Origin of the sequence: Rhodococcus sp. NPDC056743 (assembly GCF_042790355.1) — a bacterium.
Classification (GTDB): Bacteria; Actinomycetota; Actinomycetes; order Mycobacteriales; family Mycobacteriaceae; genus Rhodococcus_F.
This window is the reverse complement of the sequence record NZ_JBHTZI010000002.1, coordinates 569,059-588,714: the sequence shown is the minus strand read 5'-3', so window position 1 is coordinate 588,714 and position 19,656 is coordinate 569,059. Positions and strand designations below refer to the sequence as shown.

The following is a 19,656-nucleotide window of genomic DNA, read 5'->3' as shown; positions in this document are numbered from 1 at the left end:
GACTGGTTATATCGTGCGCAACCTTCTCCGGAGCGCGGTGAGTGCTTCGGCGGAACTTCGTTTGCTGACCTCTGCGGTCGCGATAAGTGCCGACCCGTGAAAGGTGCCGGGGAAGGAGTGCAGCTCGACGCTGACACCCGCTTGGAGTAGACGAGCGGCGTACTCGATTCCTTCGTCGCGAAGTGGGTCCAGTTCCATGGTGCACACGTAGGCCGGGGGCAAGTTGCTGAGATCGGTTGCGCGGGCGGGCGCGGCGTAGACCGAGACGTTCGGATCTTCGGGCCCTGCATACGAATCGCCGAGGTAGAACTTCCACGACTGAATCGCGTTGGGTCGGTGCCATATCGGAGTGTCGACGAAGTTTGTCATCGACGTTGATGTCAGCCGGTCGTCCAGTGCCGGGGCCTCGAGAAATTGAAACGCAACGGGGACGATGCCCTCATCTCGGGCTTTCAGTGCTATTCCGGCGGCAAGTCCACCGCCCGCACTCTGACCGCCGACAGCGATGCGATTGGGATCGATACCCAGCTCCTCGGCATGGGCATGTACGTACGTGAGTGCGGCGTAACAGTCGTTGAGGGGGCCGGGAAAGGGAGTCTCGGGGGCGAGACGGTATTCCACGTTGGCAACGGCGAATCCGAGTTCGCGCGCTACCTCGATGCAGAAAGGATCAGTGCCTTCTGCTGTGCCGATGGCGAATCCGCCGCCATGCATCCATAACAGAACCGGAACCGGACCTACTGCAGTATCCGGAGTGAAGAAACGTATCGTGATCTCCGGATCGTCATCGAGTCCAGGGACGGATATTTCGCGAAGCGTGACTCCGTCGTACGACAGGTCAGCCAACGCGGTGCTTATCTGTGCGTCGTAGGAGACTCTGGTGGCGGGGAGATCCGAAAAGTCGACCTTCGGGAGCATCGTGAGTGCCACAGCGAATTCGGGGTCGAGGGTGGGGAATGTCGTCATGTCTTCATCATCAGGTGGGGTTTGGCCGGCGTCACCAGTCGTTTGTAGGAAATTGGGGAGTCTCCATCCGACGCCCGTCGGATCTTCCTAGGATGACGCTGGTGGCGAGGATACATCTCGGGGTAGATTCGCGCGATTTTCGGAAGTTTTGTCGATCGGCGTCTTCGCCGTTCGACGTGTAGGCAGAGGGACCGAATCAGCGGCCCACAAACGAAGGAGAATTCCATGAAGTACATGCTGATCATGCGTTCGACCGACGAGGCCATCGAGGCATCCAAGGATATGGATTTCGACGCGATTATCACCGCGATGGGTCAGTACAACGAGTCGCTGATCAAAGCGGGAGTCCTTCTCGCCGGTGAGGGCCTGGCGATGGAGGAGGGTTTCATCGTCGATTTCGACTCCGATCCGCCGCTCGTGTCCGACGGCCCGTACGGGGAAACCAAAGAGCTGTTCTCGGGCTTCTGGATCATTCAGACGTCTACCAAGGACGAGGCATTGGAGTGGGCCAAGAGGTGTCCACTGGGCCCAGGCAGCAAGCTCGAGGTTCGACGCGTCACGGAGATGGAAGAGTTCGACCAGAGCAATGAGTACATCCAAAAGGAAGCCGGCTGGCGCGAAGAACTGGGTACGGATCGCCCGGTCTCGAGCTGAGTCGTGACCGATGATGCGGCGAGGAACGCCGTCGATGCGGTGTGGCGCATCGACGGCGCGAAGATCGTCGCCGCACTCACACGCACCGTCGGAGATCTGGACCTCGCCGAAGATGTTGCGGGGCAGGCACTGCTCGAAGCAATCGAGCAGTGGCCTGTCTCGGGTGTTCCCCGCAACCCGGCAGCATGGTTGACCGCCGTCGCCACGCGGCGAGCTATCGACGGGTGGCGACGACGAGAACGCCTCGACGATCGATACGCACATTTTGCGCGTGAGCTCGAGAACGACGCGAACAGCTTCGACGCAGACGCCTGGGATCCGGATCGCATCGACGACGACGTACTGCCGTTGATCTTCATGGCCTGCCATCCGGTGTTGAATCGAAAAGCTCAGGTGGCATTGACACTTCGTGTAGTCGGGGGTTTGACGACGGAAGAGATCGCCAAGGCGTTTCTGGTGCCTACCGCAACGATGCAGCAGCGCATAGTTCGTGCGAAGAAGACGCTGACGGCGGCCAAGGTGGTCTTCGAAGTGCCGCCACGGGAGGAGTTCGAGAGTCGGCTGAGCGCTGTGTTCGGTGTTCTGTATCTGATCTTCAACGAGGGCTATGCCGCCAGTTCAGGAACCGAATGGATGCGGACCGACCTCAGTGGTGAAGCATTGCGGCTCGCGAGAATTCTCGCGGAACTTGTTCCGGGGGAACCGGAAGCGCACGGCCTTGTTGCATTGATGGAGCTGTCGGCATCACGATTTTCCGCGCGTACTACCCCTGACGGTGAACCGATATTGCTGGCGGATCAGGATCGGGCGCGGTGGGATCGGACTCAGAACACTCGAGGTCTTGTTGCCTTGGCGAGGGCTGACGATGTCGGGCGGGGGCGAGGTCCTTACGGACTGCAGGCCGCGATCGCTGAATGTCACGCGCGAGCAGTAACTTTCGAAGATACGGACTGGAAGAAGATCGTGCTGTTGTACGAGGCGCTACAACAGCTCGCCCCTTCACCGGTCGTGGATCTCAACCATGCTGCAGCCGTATCCATGGCGTACGGGCCGGCTCCGGCTCTCGAATACGTCGACAAGCTTGTTGCCTCGGGTGACCTCGCCGGATATCACCTCCTGCCCAGTGTCCGGGGCGAGCTCCTCGGCAGACTCGGGCGAACCGAGGAGGCTCGCGCCGAGTTGCTCGAGGCCGCACGATTGGCAGGAAACGAACGTGAGAAGGCGGTGCTCATCGCAAAAGCGGACGCACTGCGTGATTCGGAAACCTGAGCGCAGAAATGTCTCAGGCTGTTTTTGCGCGATGGGTGCGCTCGTAGCCTTTCCGGTCATAGAGGCGCGTGACGACAAATCCGAGCACCAGTCCGATTGCCAGGCCGAGCAATGTCATCCAGATGGCGTGGGTGAGGCCGGCATCGCCGTGGGCGCCGAAGAAGAGAATTGCGCGGGTGCCCATGTAGATCTGGTGCATCGGTTCGAATTGTGCGAGCCAGGAGTAGAGGCCGGGGCTGGCTTCGAGGGGAATCGTGCCGCCGGATGACGGCAGGGCGAGGATCACGAAGACGAACAGGTTGATGAGCATGCCAAGCGATCCGAACGCCGCCATCACCGACATGGCGGTGACTCCCACTGCAATGACGACGAGGGTGCCATATGCCCACAGTGCAAAGCCCTGTGTGACAGGCATTCCGAGGGCACGGCTGATCAACTGGAACAATCCGGAGACAACACCGGACAGTACGATCATGAAGCCCCACTTGATGAGAAGTGTTTGGAATCTGTTGATCCCGACAACATCGTTCTGGACGAACAGTGGTCCGAATTCGGTGGGTGCGTAGCCGAGCATCCCGTCCACCAGTGAATTGACGACTGTTGCGCCGGTGAATCCGGCGAGCACGAGAAGCAGCGCGAAATAGAAAGCGACAAGACCGAAACCTGTGCCGTCGGGAAGCGGATCATGCGCGACAGTGAGAACGTTCACCGGGTTTTCGAGTAGAAGTCGACTGGCACCGGAGAGCTGCATTCCAGTCCCGCTCGCCTGCAGTTGTTGTGTGACAAGTGTGGTGAGTTGTTCACCCATGTTCTTGTTGACCGATTCGAGGGCAGTGGTTCCGATCGACTGCACCAGTGACGCGGAGATCGAGCCGGCGCGTGGATTGGTATAGATGGTGATGATCGGCTGCTGCACTTCTGTGGCGGCGACGCTTCCCTGTGCCAGAGCTATCGTTTGTCGAGTGAAGTCGCGGGGGATGACGATGGCGCCGTAGAGCGTTCCCGAGTCGAGTCTTGATTGCGATTCGATGAGACCGATCTGTTGTAAGTCGATCTTCTCGGGATCGATCCCGTTTTCGAGCGCGGTGGCGATGTCGTTTCCGAAATTCTTGACTGCGGTGGGGTCGGTGCCGGGCAATGTGCCGCCGGTATCTTCGTTCACCAGAGCTATCGGGAACTCGTCCAGATGCTTTTTGGGGTCGAGGATTCCGCCCATGTACAGCGCCGCAAGTGCCGACATCAGCAAAACCACGACGATCACCGGTGCCAGCCAGAATCGTGGTGTGTGCAGAACAGAGCGGGCGGATGGCTTGTCGTTTGTGCTCATCGTCAGTCGACCGGCTTTCTCTTGCACGGAAATTGTGTGACTGAGCGTAAACGTAATCGTGGGGCGTTGCTTCGCCTAGATGTTCTTCAGGAAAGCCATTGATCCGGATTGGTCCGAGCGGCATCGACAACCTCGTTGATCACGTCGGTTGTCAGTGCGGGTTGCTCGGTCTGGACGTAATGGCTTGCATTGGTGTCCAGCACGAGTCTGGCATGCAGTCGTTCGGCCAACTCGTGCTGTGCCGCAAGGTGAGCCGAGTAGATCGCCGAGCCGAATTCGACAGGAACTCCGGGAGGTAAATCTCCTGCGGCAGCCAGAGGTTCAAGGTCGTACGGTTGATCGGAGACGAGGATGCCGACGGGCATGGGCGGGGGATCGCCGGCATCACGCAGTGACTGGAAGCTTGGTTCGAGGTCGCTCTTCTCCTGGTTGTACGGCTCGAGATCGGGCGAGTAATTACTGTTGAGCGTGGTCCACCATTCCTGCTGCTGAGGGGTCAGGCCGTCGTAGAGAAGTTCGGTGAGGGTATCGACGAGCACCAAGCCGTCGACGTCGGTGGGATAGGAGTCGGCATAGAGGCGGGCTATCAGCCCGCCCCAGGAGTGGGCGACCAAGACATAGGGTCCGGGAACATCGGCTGCGCTCAGCAAGTCGTGGAGGTCTCTCGCCCCGTCGGCGGCGGTCGTGGGCTGGGGAACGGGAGTGGAGCGGCTAGGTTCTACCTGTTCACCCGTGATGGTGACGGTCCCGGGGCGGTCGTAGGCACACACCCGCGTCGTCTCGGCGACACCGTCGAAAACTGCGGTGTCGGTCGGGTTCGGCTCCGTCACGGTTTTCCAGATGTCTGCGCGATCGCTTCGGCCGGACACGAACACGACGGTGGGTGATCCGGTCCCCTTGCACGTCAAATACATACTGCGGCCGTTACCGATGTCTACTGATCCGGCGAAGTCGCTGTTTTCGAGGGTTGCAGTGGCTGTACTGACATCGGAGCTCGGTGTGTCCGCGCATCCAGCTGAAACCAGTGCTGCGCAAGCCGCAAGCGATGCCACGACGCGTGAGTTGACATTCATGGTGTCGCCCCTTTCTTCGACAGTGTGCGCAAGATCCGGGGTACCCAGGCTTCGGGCCGCCTAATTGTCGACTGTCGAGAGCTGTGCTTGAGAACGGCCACACTTTCGGGAAATGTGCGCATCGATGTTTGTCACTTTCCTCGAAAGGTAGTTCGCTATGCGAATTTACAATATGTCGGGTCGTGCCTTCCTCGGAACAGATTCCGGGGCGGTTGATATCGAGAATGTCAGCAACGGGGCCTTCTCCTCGGACGTGCAAAGCCTCTACTCGCGGTGGGACGAGTTCACGCAGTGGGCCAGTGGGTTCGAGGGAGGTCCGGGCGTGGAGATCGACAAATCGACATTGAGTAGCCCGGTTCCGTTGCCGCCGCAAATTTTTGCCATCGGCTTGAACTACCGTGACCATGCGCTGGAGTCGGGTCTGGACATCCCCGAGATTCCAGTGGTGTTCGGGAAGTTCCCGGCGTCGGTGACGGGTCCGTACGGCAAGATTCTGTTGCCGGACGGTGCGGTCGATTTCGAGACGGAACTTGTTGTTGTGATCGGTAAGCGGGCGGAGAGTGTTCGCGCTGCGGACGCGTGGAGTCACGTCGCCGGACTGACCGTCGGGCAGGATGTTTCCGAGCGTCATACACAGTGGCGAGGTACCGCGCCTCAGCAGTTCGGTTTAGCCAAATCGTTCCCGGGTTTCAGTCCGATGGGGCCGGTTCTGGTCTCACCGGATGAGTTCGAGAATCCGGATGACCTCGAACTGGGCTGCTCCGTCAACGGCACCTCGATGCAGAAGAGTCGCACCAGCGACATGATCTTCACGATTCCGGAAATAATCGAGTACCTGGCCCACATCGTGCCTCTTCTGCCGGGAGACGCGATCTTCACCGGTACGCCGGCAGGTGTCGGCTTCAGTCGTAACCCGAAGGTTCTGCTCGGCGCAGGTGACACGTTGACGACGTATGTAGAAGGTATCGGCGAGATGCACCACACGTTCGGTCCTAGGGCCGTCTAAAGACTTCAGATCTGCGCAATGGCCGCCTCGGAGGTGAACAACCTCCGGGGCGGCCATTGTTGTGTGTCGGTCAGAGCTGTTGTGTGTCGATCAGATCCGGAGGGCGGACAAGTTCTGTCGAATACAGCCACTAGCTGCAGTTTTGATTCCCGGGTCGTTCTGTCTGCACCGTCCTATCGGGCGTCCAATGCGGCCCCCGTCACAAAAGCTCATTGACGTACCCCGTTTCGTGGTTTCTAATAGACGCATCGTGCATATAGTGCGCTACGGCGCGCGATAGTTACATCAGCGCAGATAGGAAGCCATGAAAACCACTCAGGACACCGAAGTGCTCATTGTCGGCGCTGGTCCCGCCGGCCTGATGCTGGCGAACATCCTCGGCATGTACGGCAAACGCGTCACCGTGCTCGAAGCGATGGACACGCTGATCGACTACCCGCGTGGTGTGGGACTCGACGACGAGTCGTTCCGCACCATTCAGACGGTGGGCCTGGTGGAGGCGATCCGACCGCACACAAATCCGCAGCACATCATGCGGTTGGTCAACGGGGCCGGAAAGGTCATGCTCGTCAACAATCCGCAGACCGTCGAATTCGGCTGGGAGCGCAAGCACGGGTTCATTCAGCCGGAAGCCGACAAGGCGCTGTACGAGGGTCTGTCCCGGTTCGGCAACGTCGAGGTGTTGTTCGGCCATCGTGTCGAGAACGTCGAAGAAGACGGCAAATCGGTCACCGCGATCGCGCTGGTGACGCGTCCCGACGGAACTGTCGACGAACGACGTTTCAGTGCGCAGTACCTGGTGGGCTGTGAAGGTGGTAAGTCTCCGACCCGCAAGCGCCTCGGTGTCAGCTTCGAAGGTGAATCACCTTCTACACGTTGGCTTGTCGTGGACGTCAACAACGATCCGCTCGGCACGCCCAACGTGTTCCTGGGCGCCGACCCGAAGCGCCCGTATGTGTCCATCGGTCTGCCCCACGCGGTCAGACGCTGGGAGTTCATGCTGCACGACGACGAGACCGAGGAGCAGGTCACGGACCCGGATTACGTGAATGCGCTTCTGGCGGATCATGTTCCCAATCCGGCGGAGCTGGATTTCATTCGACGACGCGTCTTCACCCATCACGGCCGGGTGGCTTCGGATTTCCGAAAGGGCCGCCAGTTGATCGCCGGCGATGCCGCGCATCTGATGCCGGTGTGGATGGGCCAAGGCTGGAATTCGGGTATGCGCGACGCAACCAACCTGGGGTGGAAGTTGGCCGCCGTTCTTTCCGGTCAGGCGGACGACGCACTGCTCGATACCTATACATCGGAGCGCAAAGACCACGCCCAGGCGATGGTGGATCTGTCGCTGACATTCGGACGGCTCATCAAGATCACCAATCCGGTCGGTGCTGTACTCCGCGATGCAGCGTCGTCGGTGCTCAATCTTTTCCCTCAGGTAAAGAGCTACTTCGCGGACATGCGCTTCAAGCCGATGCCGCGGTACACCAGCGGCGTGCTGGCCGACCCGAATACTCAGGAATCGGGAAGTGCAGCAGCAAAACTCACAAGCAAGCTCATTCCGGTTCTGACCGCCAACGTCAAGAACTCCCCGGTTGGCGTTCAGTTCCCCCAACCTCGCGTGAACTCGTGTGATGCGTCGGATCAACTGCTCGACGACGCGATCGGCAACTGGTGGTCGGTGATCGTCTGGGGCAACAGCCCCAAGGACGTGCTCCCGCAGGACTCGCTCGAGAAGCTGTCGCTGCTCGGTGCCCGCCTTGTTGCGGTAGTTCCCGAGACTCAGCGCGAATGGGCGCACAAGCACATGGACCCGGACGTTCTGGTTCTCGGTGATCACACCGGCCGACTCAAGAAGTGGTTCGACGACCGTCCCACTCCCTTGGTCTTCCTTCGCCCCGACCGCTTTGTCGCGGGTGCCTGCCTGACACAGCATGCCCCGGCAACGTTGGACGCGATCCTGGCCGCAATGAAGTTCACGCCGTCCAGCGTTTCCGCGGACGCAGTCAAAGTACCGGTCGCGCTCTAGCCGTTCGCCACACACATTTACGAGAAAGCCAGAAAAATGACTTCAACCGCGATTCCCGCATACGTCACAGACGATTTCTTCGGCCTCGAAGACAAGTGGATCGAGACCGCCGACGGCGAACTCACCCACTACCACGAACTGGGCGAAGGTACCCCGATTCTCTTCCTGCACGGTTCAGGCACCGGCGTCACCGCAGCTGCCAACTGGTGGCTCAATCTTCCGGCGCTCAGTGAGCAGGGCCGTTGCATCGCAATCGATTCCATCGGCTACGGACAGAGCGTTGTTGCTCGCGGCACGGAGTACGGCATCAAGGAATGGGTTCGCCATGCGGTGCGCGTTCTCGACGCCCTCGGTATCGAGAAGACGTGGATTGTCGGAAACTCCCTCGGCGGTTGGCTCGCATTCCAGTTCGCGATCGATTTCCCGGAACGCCTTTTGGGGATCGTGTCGATGGGCACAGGCGGCGCGAAGCTGACGGGCGCGCTGGCCGGTCACTCCAACCCGAACCTGACCGAAGCTGGTATCCGCAAGACCCTCGAACTTTTTGTTGTCGACAAGTCGCTTGTCACTGACGAATTGGTGTCTCTGCGGTACCAGTCCGCCTTGAACGACACGGCATCGGATCGTCTGGCCGAGGTAGTCGCGGCCCGAGATCGCGACCGTACCGAGTTGCCACTCGACTTCGATGTGCTCTCGCGTTTGGATATTCCGGTTCTGCTGATCCACGGCGTCCAGGACGTAGTGATCCCCGTATCGCGTACGTGGGAGTTGCTCAATGTCATCCCGAATGCCGACGTACACATCTTCAGCCAGTGTGGTCACTGGTCGCAGGTCGAACGGGCCGAAGAATTCAATACCGTGATCACGGCGTACCTTTCCGCTCGAGGAATGACCAAGTCATGAAGCAGGCCTTGCTGTGCATGTCTCACAGCCCGCTGTTGCACCATCTCGACCCTCCGGCTGACGTCAAAGCGTCGGTGGAAGCGGCCTTCGATCAGGCACGCGCCTTTGTTCACAATTTCGATCCCGATGTGATCGTGAACTTCGGGCCCGATCACTACAACGGATTCTTCTACGATCTGATGCCGCCGTTCTGCATCGGCTACAAGGCAAAGGGCAGTGGCGATTACGACTCGTTTGCCGGTGAGCTGAACGTGCCGGAGGCTATGGCCGAGGATTTGGCGCAGTTCGTGATGGACCAGGGTCTCGACCTTGCCATTTCCCGCCAGATGGAGGTCGATCACGGTGCGGTGCAACCGATGGAGATTGTTTACGGCGACGTGGCGTCCAAGCCGCTGATTCCGGTTTTCGTCAATTCGGTGGCTCGGCCGTTTGTCAAGGTCGGCCGCGTACGTCAGTTCGGTGAGGCCATCGGATCGTATTTCAAGAACTCGGACAAGAAGGTTCTGTTCATCGGTTCCGGTGGACTGTCACATGATCCGCCGGTTCCGCAGATCGCCACCGCCAACGAGGCTCAGCGCAAGATGCTCACCGACGGCCGGAATCCGACACCGGAGGCACGTGCGGCCAGGCAACAGCGAGTCATCGACACGGCCGTGAAGTTCGCGGCGGACGAGGCCGAGATCATGGATTTGAATCCGGAGTGGGACAGAGCATTTCTCGACGTCTGCGCATCCGGGCGCATCGAGGATTTCGATCGCTACACCGCCGACGACATGGATGCGGTAGCCGGGCACTCCTCGCACGAGGTGCGTAACTGGGTGGCTGCCTACTCCGCCCTGCGAGCCTGTGGTGAATACGAGATCGCCTACGAGTTCTACCGGCCGATCAAGGAATACATCTCCGGCTTTGCCGTCACCACCGCGATCCTGCGGGATATCTGATTCTTGCTACTCGGGCGAAGCCCCCTCCCACATTATGAAAGTAGACCTCGATGGATGTTCGTGAAGCGATTCGGACGCAACCGATGCGCCGATATCAGATTTCGACAATCGCGATCTGTCTGATCCTCAGCATGATCGACGGCTTCGAGATCCTGGTCATGGCGTTCGTAGCGCCGCACCTCGGAAAGTCCTGGGACATCAGCTCCGTCGAGATCGGCTACCTGCTCAGTGCCGGCATCATCGGCACGGCTCTGGGCGCAATCTTCATCTCCCCGTTGGCAGACAAGATAGGTAGGCGCCGACTCGCGATCTGGTGCCTGGTCGGCATCACTGTCGGAATGGCGCTGTCGGCCTGCGCCGTCAACGTTCCACAGCTCATCGCATTCCGTGCGTTTGCGGGCCTGGGCATCGGCGGGTTGGTCGCGAACCTGAATGTTCTTGTATCGGAATTCAGTTCGGACAAGCGCCGTGGCACGGCGCTGGGGATCTACGGCGTCGGCTACCCGCTCGGCGGAGCCGTCGGTGGTGCTATCTCCGGCGTCTTGATTTCGGTGTTCGATTGGCGGTCGGCGTTCATCTTCGGCACGATCATCACGGCTATCATGCTCGTGGTCGTGATCAAGGCTTTGCCGGAATCCATCGAGTTCCTCATCGAGAAGCGCCCAGCCGGTGCGTTGGAGCAGTACAACGAGATCGCGAACCGGCTCGGTTACGAGAAGTCGTCGGAACTGCCCGTCCCTATCCGAAAGACCGAACGTGTGGTGCGCGACGGGCTTTTCAAGGGAATTATGCTGCGCCGCACCATTTTCTTGTGGCTGGGATACTCGTGTTTGATCGCGTCGTTCTACTTCGCCAATACCTGGACGCCGAAGTTGCTGTCCGATGCAACGGGTGACTCGAACATGGGCGTGACCGCCGGTGTGCTCGTCAACGTCGGTGGTGTCATCGGTTCCATCATATTTGCCGGCCTGTCGATCGTGTTGCGGCCGAGAGTCGTGACGGTTCTCTTGATGTTCGGTGGGGTATTCGCGTTCATCGGTTATGCGTCCGGATTCCACATTGTCGCCCTGGCTTTGACGCTCGCGGTACTGGTCGGCATTTTTGCCAATGGCGGCATCACCGGTTTCTACGCGATCAGCCCGCCCATCTACCCAGCGGCAGCTCGAGGCACCGGGGTGGGCTGGATGATCGGCTGCGGTCGCACTGTCTCGATCATCGCTCCGATTCTGACCGGGTACCTCCTCGACGGTGGCTGGACTCCGAAGAGCGTCTACATGATGTTCGGTGGGGTGTTGGTGGTAGCCGGAATCGCGACGTTGCTACTCGACGCGACCTACCGCGGCCGCAGTGAAAATCCGGAGACTCCAGAGGCGAGCCGCGAGGCGGACCTGGCCATCGCAGTCCGTGCGTGAGGATGTGGTGATCCGGCGTCAAGCCCCGAGAGAATAGAGTCAAGGGCGTGGCTTCAGAATCGAATGGGTCGTCCGGCAAACAACCGGGTTCGCAAACACTGGCGAGGGGATTGCAGGCTCTCGAGCTGGTGGCCACCACTCCCGACGGGATGACAATTCAGGAAGTTGCCGATGCACTCGGTGTTCACCGCACCATTGCGTCGCGGTTGCTCTCTACTGTCGCCGACTTCCGGCTCATCAAGCGCGGTGCGGACGGCAAGTACCGGGCCGGGGGTGGACTGGCGGCGCTTGCCCGGGATTTATACGCCGGTCTTCGGGACGAGGCGACGCCGTTGCTGCGACGGCTCGCGAATTCACTGGGCGCGAGTGTCGCGCTGTTTGTCGCGGAAGGCTCCGAAGCGGTCGCCGTCGCCGTTGTCGAGCCGAAGAATGCCCGATACTGGGTGTCGTTTCGTGAGGGTGGGCGCCACCCTATCGACCGTGGCGCCGCAGGCTACGCGTTGTTGGCCGGGCAGCCGCCCGTTCCTGGGGAATCGAGTCGAGTCACTGATGCCCGCCGCGACGGCTATGTCGTCAGCTACGGCGAAGTCGAGCCGGGATACTGGGGCCTCGGGGTGCCGCTGACCCAGCCGGCCAATGAGCCGGCCGGTTGTCTGACACTGATCACCGCGTCCGAGGATCTGGCCCGCGGCGCAGTACGCGAATTGATGGAGGCTGCTGAAAAGATCAGCGGCACAACAATCTAACTACAAATGCGGCAAGATCCCCACGAAGAACGATGCGCTCAGGGCAAGCCCGATGATGCCGGTCATCAGACCGACGACGGCGTCTCCTGGCAGCGGGATACTCGGATCCTGCCGAAGGCGGCGCAACGTGAACACTCCCATGGCGATAGCGACCGCACCCAGCACGATGCCCACGCCGAAAGCCCAGAATACAAGTACCGACAGGGCGCCGAGCATCTCCGATCTTTCGCCCCAGCGGGCTGTGCGTTGTGCCGGCGTAGGCGGTGGCCACTGCAGCGATGCTCCCGACATCGCTGTCCCGAATCGGTGGGTGCGGTTGCGAAGGGACTGGTCACTGAGAAACATCGTGTACTCCACTGGACTGGGTAGGCGAGCAGTCGGTACTGCTCGTCTACCCGGTCTCCGTGGATCTATGCGTCGAGAGGAACTCGGGTATTCGCCGACGCAAATCCCAGCCACGTGTGACGATTGCCGGCCCAGCACCAGCCGACCTTGGGGGCGTTGCGATTGTCCTTACCATCGCGTCCGGTCCCGTTGCTGATCCACAGTGCCGGGGTACGCGTATCCAGTGCGCCGTTGGGTTTGCGCAAGCGGGAGCCGATGGTCATGAAGCAGTGGCCGCGTTCGAGAACGTCAGGAGTCTGGATCAGCCAGTGGATACCCTCGGTAAGGGTCAGTGGCGTACGCCCGGCTTCGAGGATTGCGGGTAACGCTTCGTCAGGACTCCAGTTGGACATCGCGTCGCCGCGGTCGAGGCCTTCGAGTAGGTAGAGCGGGTTGTCCGGGGGCACTGCGTGCTCGGTGGGGGTGAACTGATCTACGTCGGTCATGTCCGTGACGATGAAGCCGCGTTTACCTTGGCGTTCGAGAAGGTGAGCCAACGTCGAAGCGGGAGCGTACTTTTCGTGGATGGTGAGCAGAGAATCTTCGGCGCAGAGCGTTGCCGCTGCACGTATCTCGATTGCGGACAGTCCGGCGATGTCGCCGACGCCGAGAGCAATGAGTCGTTCAGCCTGCTGTTCGAGGGGTGGGAGCACGATCCCCGATGGTAGCGAATCTTGCGGCGCCTCGAGAAAATACCGTCAAGACGAATACATGAAGTCTTGGGTGGGTATACACCAAGCCGCTTATCCGACAATTGAATTCGATACGGTAAATATCGCGCGCATTTATCGCAACCGGACATGTTCAGGTCTAATATTCCTGAAATGGCAAGTCTGCGTCGAAAGAACAGTATTGCATTGGTCTTTCTTGCCGCGGCAATGGTTGTCTCGTGCTCTACTGCGCAGGATTCGCAGACGCCACCTTCGGAATCGACCAGCAGTTCCGCGCCGATGTCACGAGCCGCTGCGGCGGTTCTGACGCCGTTGACTGCCGCTGCTCTGACGCCGCCGATCCCGGTGACGGCAACCGACGGAAAGGTACACCTCGCATACGAGTTGTTCATGACGAACACGCTCGCGCAGCCGCTCACCGTGCGGAGTATCGAGCCGGTGTCGAAGGGAGTGCCGTTGCAGAGCCCGATTGCGGACGGTCTCCTGCCGTGGATCAGGGTTTTCGGTGCGAGCGAACCGACAACGACGCTTGGTCCCGGCCAATCGGCCTTGGCCTGGATGGACGTGGTGGTGCCGTCCACATCGGAGATTCCCGAGGCCGTCGAGCACCGCATCTCGGTGCAGGTAGCCACCCCGATTCCGCCGCTGCTTCCGGCCGAGATGACGGAAACCGTGGCGCGGACCAAGGTTTCCCCGGAGTCTGCGGTGGTGATCGATCCACCGTTGAACGGACAGAACTGGTTGGATGGCAACGGTTGTTGTGGGTTGACGGCACACCGCGGGGCAGTAAGTCCTCTCGACGGCCGGCTGTTTGCGCCCGAGCGGTTTGCCGTCGACTACGTTCGACTAACCTCCGACGGGAACTTGTTCAACGGAGATCGAACGTCCGTCGACAGTTATCCCTACTACGGCAGTGACGTACTTGCGGTAGCCGAGGGAAAGATTGTTTCGATGGTGAATGATCTTCCGGAGCAGACTCCGGGCGCTGATCCCGTGGGACTCACGCTGGATCAATACGGCGGAAATCATGTTGTCCAGGATCTCGGAAACGGTCGATTCGCGTTTTACGCTCACTTGCAGACGGGAAGTGTGCCGCTGCAGGTCGGTGACAATCTGAGCGCGGGTCAAGTTCTGGGCAAGTTGGGTAACTCCGGCAACACCGATGCTCCGCATCTGCACTTCCACATCATGGACGGCCCGGATCCTCTGGCGTCGAACGGGCTTCCGTTCGAGATTGGTTCGTTCGAGCTGACGCAGCGAATCGTGAACCAGGACAACCTCGATTCAGTCACGGAATCCGGTGGCACGGCGCAGTTCGCACCGGATGTGGACACGGGCCGGCGCAGCAATCAGATGCCGCTCACGTTTGACGTCATGACGTACGACGTAGGTCAAGAGGGGCGTTGACATGGCAACGAGCAAGCAGCGATGGTTAGCCAGAGCGGCCGTGATCGCGGCGTTCGCAGCAGTGGTGGTTCTGCTGGTCTTCGCAGGTTTGAAGACGTTGATGTTGCTGATCATGGGTGTCGGAGCCGTGGTGGTGAGTGTGGTTGCCGCGTACTGGTTCCTCACCAGTCGCGGGTTTGTACGCTGGTTCGCTCTGGCAATCGGGGTGTCGACGCCGATAGTGGTGCTCGTCTTTCTGATCCGGGCGAATCTGCTTGCAGTGGTATTGGTTGCGCTCGGATTGTTGGCTCTGGCAGCGTTGTGCGCTCGCACCGCACTGCATGACGATCACACGGGTTCTCTTGTCCCGGAACATTCTCCGAGCCCTGCGGAGCATCCCTTCTTCGTGATGAACCCACACTCAGGTGGCGGGAAGGTGGGAAAGTTCGGGCTGATCGACAAGGCGCAGGAATTGGGTGCGCAGGTCTACGTTCTCGATGCAGACCACCCCGTCGACGTGGCAGACGTCGCGCGTAAGGCCGTGGGCGACGGGGCAGATCTGCTCGGCGTCGCGGGCGGCGACGGAACACAGGCTTTGGTGGCTGCGGTCGCCGCCGAGCACGGCCTGCCCTACCTGGTGATCAGCGCAGGCACACGTAATCACTTTGCTGGCGATCTCGGTTTGGATCTGCAGGATCCGTCGCGATGCCTGGATGCCTTGAGCGACGGCGTCGACATTTACGTAGATCTGGGGACTGTAGGTGATCGACCGTTTGTGAACAACGCGTCGTTCGGTGCGTATGCCGAAGTGGTGCAGAGTCCGTCGTATCGCGATGCCAAGACCAGCACGATCGTGAGGATGCTCCCGGACGTGCTGGCGGATCAGCAGGGCGCGAAATTTGTTGTACACGTGCAGGACCGCGTGATCGAGTCACCGCAGGCGGTGTTGATCAGCAACGGTCCATACGAGATGGACGACCTAGCCGGACTCGGGCAACGCCCGCGGATGGATCTGGGAACACTCGGCGTTGTCGCACTGTCGGTCAACAGTCCGCGGCAGGCAATCGGGTTGCTTCGCCGCGCACACCGGCGGGGACTGACACAGGCCACGGCATCGGAGGTGATCATCGACGCCGACCGACCGGAAATTCCCGTCGGTGTCGACGGTGAAGCATTGGTCATTCCAGTTCCCGTGCGGTGTGAGGTCCGCCCCGGCGCGCTTCGGGTTCGAGTTCCGCGCAATCGTCCCGGGGTGACGCGGCCGCGGCGGAAAATAGATCTGGTGAGGTTGCGTCAACTGGCCGGGTTCGCAGCGCTCGATGCATGATCTGTACGGCTTATGCAGCGGTCGGGTACTGACTACGCGAAGTGCTTGTTCACGAAGAGATCTCGTGCGTAGCGTAGGTGAAGCGACATCAATTCTCCGGCAGTCTCGGCACGCCGGTCGGCGATGGCCTGGTGAATATCTGTGTGGAAGCGAAGGCTTCGCGTGAGATCCTCTTCGGAGTAGTAGAAGAACGTCCCGGGTGTCACGGAAGTCTGCGTCAGCGTTTTCACGATCTGGAAGAGTCTGGGAGAGTTGGCAGCGCTCAGAATCAGTTCGTGGAAACCTCGATTGTTGTCGTGAAGTTCTTGCCTTCGACTGTCCGAGTGTGCGTCGACGATTCTGCCCATCTCCTGCACAAGAACCTCGGATCTGGCGATGTGGTCGGAGGTTCGGTGCAGTGCGGCGAGGCTTGCTGCGCGTCCCTCGAGTATTCGTCGGAGTTCGAACACTTCCTCGATGTCGGCACGGGTGTAGGCGGATGCAAATGCGCCCCGGTGAGCTTCGAGGCGAACCAGCCCTTCTTCCGCGAGCCTGTGCAGAGCGGCTCGCACGGGACTGCGACTCACGCCCAGTTCCTCGCTGATCTGTGCCTCGGCGAGGTGTCCGCCGGGTTGTACTTCTCCGGAGACGATTTTCATTCGGATCGTGTCGTACACCGTCTCGCGTCCGCGACTCATTCCACTACCTCCCTATGGCGTGATCGCCGTCGTATTCCACGATGCCGCGGTGTTCAGTGCTGTTCTGCGCCGAGGCGACCTTATCCGACGTCGCACTTTCCTCCGATCGAGCGTCCGCTGACCGCCCATGGCCAAAAATACAATCTGGAGTGCAATTGTCTTTCGGAAACTGGGCCGATCGTGTAACTTTCGTATCGAGCATTGAACATTGTATGGAAATTGTACGAAAGACTGCCGAAAGGGCACTTGTGACCACTCCGCATGCAGATCCCACTCAGTACGAGCGTCTCCGCGACTTCGGCGCCGCAACGGTTCACGAAGCCCTGGGCCGCATCGGCGCGATGCACTCCTCGATCAAGCCGCTGGACCCCGCGATGCGGGTAGCGGGTAGGGCTCTGACGGTCGACTGCACGCCGTTGGACAATCTGGCAATTCAGTATGCCGTCACCATTGCTCGTCCCGGTGACGTTCTCGTCGTCGACGCGAAGGCATTCGTCGAGTCCGGGCCGTGGGGAGACGTACTCTCGCTCTACGCGCAGCAGCAAGGTATTGCCGGTCTCGTCATCGACGGTTCGGTACGGGACAGCCGCGACATCGTCGAGATGGGATTTCCGGTGTTCAGTCGGGGAGTCTGCATCGAAGGCACCTACAAGTACCAGCCCGGCGCAGTGGATGTTCCGATCACGTGCGGCGGCGCAATCGTCAATCCTGGTGACATCATCATCGGTGATGCGGACGGTGTTGTAGTGGTTCCGCAATCCGATCTCGATCGTGCAGTGGAACTTTCGGCGGAACGAGTGCACAAGGAGGATGAACTACGCGAGCAGCTTCGTGGTGGTGCGGCCCTTGCCGACTTGTTGGGGCTGCGTGATCGGCTCGACGAGTTCGGTTACGAGCGTACTCGTGATCGCTGAAGGCCAGGCTGTGTCCGAACCGAGATTTCTGATCACGACTCCGCTACCGGAACCGGCACACGCGCTGCTGAGTGCGAAGGGAGCCGTCGATGTGTGGGAGCACGAGCATTCCTCCGGCGAGTTGGCCGAAGCCGCTGCGTCGGGCCGCTATTCGGTGATTCTGTCGCAGTTGACCGACCGCTTGGGCGCTGCGGAGCTGGCCGATGCGAAGATTGACGGTATCGCCAACTACGCCGTCGGTTTCGACAACATCGATATCGCAGCAGCTACCAGCGCAGGCATCATGGTCGGCAATACTCCCGGAGTTCTCACCGCGCCTACGGCAGATATCGCAATGTTGCTGATTCTGGCGGCAGCGCGACGCTGCATCGAGGCCGATACATACACGCGCGCCGGACTTTTCGACGGATGGAAGCCCTCATTGCTCCTGGGCAGTGACGTCAGTGGCGCCACCCTCGGGTTGATCGGCAGTGGCCGTATCGCCGCGGCGACGGCACGACGTGCGGCCGGTTTCGACATGGTGATCCAGCATTGTTCGGTCAGGGGACCGCATGACCGTGTTGCGCCGGGAGAGTCCGAACTCGAACTAGGTCAGCGCGTTTCGTTCGACGAACTCATCGAGACCAGCGACTTCGTTTCCGTGCATGTTCCCTTGGCGGAGAACACGTATCACCTCGTCGATGCCGCCGTATTGAGCCGGATGAAGCGATCTGCGATCCTCGTCAACACTGCGCGCGGGCCGGTGGTGGACGAGTCGGCGTTGGCCGCGGCCTTGAAGTCCGGCGACATCGCGGCGGCGGGGCTGGACGTCTACGAGAACGAGCCTCGGTTAGCTCCGGGGTTGGCGGAGTTGCCGAACTCGGTTCTGCTTCCTCATGTCGGCAGCGCGACCGTATCCGTGCGGTCGAAAATGGCTGAACTGTGTGCACTCAATGCAATTGCTATGTCCCGCAGAGAGATTCCCCCACATCCGGTTAATCCGCAGGCATGGCAATCATGACGATTCTGGTTGCCCCGGACAGCTTCAAGGGCACCTATGACGCCGCCGACGTAGCAGTCGCGATTGCCCGCGGAATTCGGTCCGCAGGCGTCGCGGCAATCGAGATGCCCGTCGCGGACGGAGGGGAGGGAACCCTCGACGTCCTCGTCGCCCCGCTCGGACTGCGACTGGTCCTCTCGGAGAGTGTCAATCCCTGGCGGGCGCCGCTGCATGCGAGTTGGGGTCTGTCCGAGAGCGGCGTAGCGGTAGTCGAACTCGCCCGAACGTGTGGTCTGAATATTCCGCACGCGGGATCGCGCGATCCTCGTGCGGCCGACACCTACGGCGTCGGCCTCCAGATCGTGGACGCGCTTGCTCACGGGGCCACCGAGATCATCGTTGCGGCCGGCGGATCGGCAACGACGGACGGTGGCCTGGGAGCCGTTGCCGCGATCGAGGCCGCCGGCGGCCTCGGCGACGCCCGGATTACCGTGCTGAGTGACGTTCGTACTCGATACAGCCGTGCTGCAGCAGTTTTCGGTCCGCAGAAGGGGGCGAGCGCTGAGGATGTCGAGTTCTTGGCCCGTCGGCTTGATGAGGCGCGCATACAGTTGCCGCGAGATCCCGAGACCGTCGACGGTTCCGGCGCGGCCGGTGGGTTGGTCGGTGCGCTGTGGGCACACTACGACGCGAGCATTGTTTCCGGCGCCAGGTATGTCCTCGATGCACTCGATTTCGCCGCGGCAGCGAATTCGGCGAATGCAGTGGTTGTCGGCGAGGGGCGCCTGGACGCGCAGACTGCAGAGGGGAAGATCATCGCGGAAATTCTGTTGCGGTGTGGGTCGACCCCGGTGCACGCGATCGTCGGGTCGTGTGCGGATCACGCAGAGCGGCACCAGGGTTTTGCCGACGTGCGCATTGCGTCGACGATCGAGGATCTGTGCGCCGCGGGCGCGGAACTTGCCCGATCACTTCCGTGATTTCCGGTGCTC

At 60.6% G+C, this 19,656-nt stretch carries 19 protein-coding genes; 13 read left to right on the top strand and 6 right to left on the bottom strand.

Annotated features, from left to right (window positions below; translation table 11 throughout):
* Window positions 1-6: 6 nt before the first annotated feature.
* A complete protein-coding gene (locus ACFRFQ_RS07295; protein ID WP_378654963.1) occupies window positions 7-966 on the bottom strand; it encodes an alpha/beta hydrolase in 960 nt (319 codons plus the stop codon).
* A 225-nt stretch (window positions 967-1,191) separates the two neighbouring features.
* On the opposite strand from ACFRFQ_RS07295, the gene ACFRFQ_RS07290 reads away from it, so the two are divergent.
* Window positions 1,192-1,620 carry a YciI family protein gene (locus ACFRFQ_RS07290; RefSeq protein WP_378654961.1) on the top strand — a complete coding sequence of 143 codons (429 nt, stop codon included), beginning with the start codon at window positions 1,192-1,194 and terminating at the stop codon, window positions 1,618-1,620.
* 3 nt (window positions 1,621-1,623) lie between these two features.
* On the top strand, window positions 1,624-2,889 hold the full coding sequence (locus ACFRFQ_RS07285; RefSeq protein ID WP_378654958.1) for an RNA polymerase sigma factor: 1,266 nt from the start codon (window positions 1,624-1,626) through the stop codon (window positions 2,887-2,889).
* A 13-nt stretch (window positions 2,890-2,902) separates the two neighbouring features.
* Here the strand turns inward: ACFRFQ_RS07285 and ACFRFQ_RS07280 are convergent, their stop codons facing one another.
* Window positions 2,903-4,216, bottom strand: coding sequence for a YhgE/Pip domain-containing protein (locus ACFRFQ_RS07280; protein ID WP_378654955.1), 1,314 nt, complete (start codon window positions 4,214-4,216; stop codon window positions 2,903-2,905).
* Between the two features lie 86 nt (window positions 4,217-4,302).
* Window positions 4,303-5,289 (bottom strand): alpha/beta fold hydrolase, encoded by a 987-nt coding sequence (locus ACFRFQ_RS07275; protein WP_378654953.1) that lies wholly within the window; start codon window positions 5,287-5,289, stop codon window positions 4,303-4,305.
* A 157-nt stretch (window positions 5,290-5,446) separates the two neighbouring features.
* Between ACFRFQ_RS07275 and ACFRFQ_RS07270 the strand changes: the two genes are divergently transcribed.
* The 6 genes from ACFRFQ_RS07270 to ACFRFQ_RS07245 all read left to right on the top strand — a co-directional run bounded on the left by ACFRFQ_RS07270 (window position 5,447) and on the right by ACFRFQ_RS07245 (window position 12,326).
* The gene (locus ACFRFQ_RS07270; protein WP_378654950.1) at window positions 5,447-6,295 is read left to right on the top strand and encodes a fumarylacetoacetate hydrolase family protein; all 849 of its coding nucleotides are present in this window, start codon (window positions 5,447-5,449) and stop codon (window positions 6,293-6,295) included.
* 304 nt (window positions 6,296-6,599) lie between these two features.
* Window positions 6,600-8,324, top strand: coding sequence for a bifunctional 3-(3-hydroxy-phenyl)propionate/3-hydroxycinnamic acid hydroxylase (locus tag ACFRFQ_RS07265; RefSeq protein ID WP_378654947.1), 1,725 nt, complete (start codon window positions 6,600-6,602; stop codon window positions 8,322-8,324).
* Between the two features lie 36 nt (window positions 8,325-8,360).
* Window positions 8,361-9,227 carry an alpha/beta fold hydrolase gene (locus ACFRFQ_RS07260; protein WP_378654944.1) on the top strand — a complete coding sequence of 289 codons (867 nt, stop codon included), beginning with the start codon at window positions 8,361-8,363 and terminating at the stop codon, window positions 9,225-9,227.
* A complete protein-coding gene (locus tag ACFRFQ_RS07255) occupies window positions 9,224-10,168 on the top strand; it encodes a 3-carboxyethylcatechol 2,3-dioxygenase (RefSeq protein ID WP_378654941.1) in 945 nt (314 codons plus the stop codon). The genes ACFRFQ_RS07260 and ACFRFQ_RS07255 overlap by 4 nt, the downstream gene beginning before the upstream one ends.
* 50 nt (window positions 10,169-10,218) lie before the next feature.
* The gene (locus tag ACFRFQ_RS07250; protein ID WP_378654939.1) at window positions 10,219-11,580 is read left to right on the top strand and encodes an MFS transporter; all 1,362 of its coding nucleotides are present in this window, start codon (window positions 10,219-10,221) and stop codon (window positions 11,578-11,580) included.
* Window positions 11,581-11,627: 47 nt separating this feature from the next.
* Window positions 11,628-12,326: an IclR family transcriptional regulator gene (locus ACFRFQ_RS07245; RefSeq protein ID WP_378654937.1), complete on the top strand. Its 699-nt coding sequence runs from the start codon at window positions 11,628-11,630 to the stop codon at window positions 12,324-12,326.
* Here ACFRFQ_RS07245 and ACFRFQ_RS07240 read toward each other — a convergent pair whose 3' ends face one another.
* Both ACFRFQ_RS07240 and ACFRFQ_RS07235 read right to left on the bottom strand, forming a co-directional pair.
* Entirely contained in the window at window positions 12,327-12,671 is a 345-nt protein-coding gene (locus ACFRFQ_RS07240; RefSeq protein ID WP_378654934.1) for a hypothetical protein, read from the bottom strand.
* 65 nt (window positions 12,672-12,736) lie between these two features.
* Window positions 12,737-13,363, bottom strand: a complete 627-nt coding sequence (locus ACFRFQ_RS07235) for a DUF5701 family protein (RefSeq protein ID WP_378654933.1) — start codon at window positions 13,361-13,363, stop codon at window positions 12,737-12,739.
* A 171-nt stretch (window positions 13,364-13,534) separates the two neighbouring features.
* On the opposite strand from ACFRFQ_RS07235, the gene ACFRFQ_RS07230 reads away from it, so the two are divergent.
* Both ACFRFQ_RS07230 and ACFRFQ_RS07225 read left to right on the top strand, forming a co-directional pair.
* Window positions 13,535-14,788: a M23 family metallopeptidase gene (locus tag ACFRFQ_RS07230; RefSeq protein WP_378654931.1), complete on the top strand. Its 1,254-nt coding sequence runs from the start codon at window positions 13,535-13,537 to the stop codon at window positions 14,786-14,788.
* Between the two features lies 1 nt (window position 14,789).
* Window positions 14,790-16,094 (top strand): diacylglycerol/lipid kinase family protein, encoded by a 1,305-nt coding sequence (locus ACFRFQ_RS07225; protein ID WP_378654928.1) that lies wholly within the window; start codon window positions 14,790-14,792, stop codon window positions 16,092-16,094.
* A 32-nt stretch (window positions 16,095-16,126) separates the two neighbouring features.
* Here the strand turns inward: ACFRFQ_RS07225 and ACFRFQ_RS07220 are convergent, their stop codons facing one another.
* On the bottom strand, window positions 16,127-16,771 hold the full coding sequence (locus tag ACFRFQ_RS07220) for a GntR family transcriptional regulator (RefSeq protein WP_378654926.1): 645 nt from the start codon (window positions 16,769-16,771) through the stop codon (window positions 16,127-16,129).
* Window positions 16,772-17,019: 248 nt separating this feature from the next.
* Here ACFRFQ_RS07220 and ACFRFQ_RS07215 point away from each other — a divergent pair, with 248 nt between their 5' ends.
* Genes ACFRFQ_RS07215 through ACFRFQ_RS07205 form a run of 3 tightly spaced genes read left to right on the top strand, consistent with a single transcriptional unit; the run spans window position 17,020 to window position 19,644 of the window.
* Window positions 17,020-17,685 (top strand): 4-carboxy-4-hydroxy-2-oxoadipate aldolase/oxaloacetate decarboxylase, encoded by a 666-nt coding sequence (locus ACFRFQ_RS07215; RefSeq protein ID WP_378654924.1) that lies wholly within the window; start codon window positions 17,020-17,022, stop codon window positions 17,683-17,685.
* A gap of 10 nt (window positions 17,686-17,695) precedes the next feature.
* Window positions 17,696-18,685, top strand: coding sequence for a 2-hydroxyacid dehydrogenase (locus tag ACFRFQ_RS07210; protein WP_378654923.1), 990 nt, complete (start codon window positions 17,696-17,698; stop codon window positions 18,683-18,685).
* Complete coding sequence (locus ACFRFQ_RS07205; RefSeq protein WP_378655100.1) at window positions 18,682-19,644, top strand: glycerate kinase; 963 nt, start codon at window positions 18,682-18,684, stop codon at window positions 19,642-19,644. The genes ACFRFQ_RS07210 and ACFRFQ_RS07205 overlap by 4 nt, the downstream gene beginning before the upstream one ends.
* Window positions 19,645-19,656 lie beyond the last annotated feature (12 nt).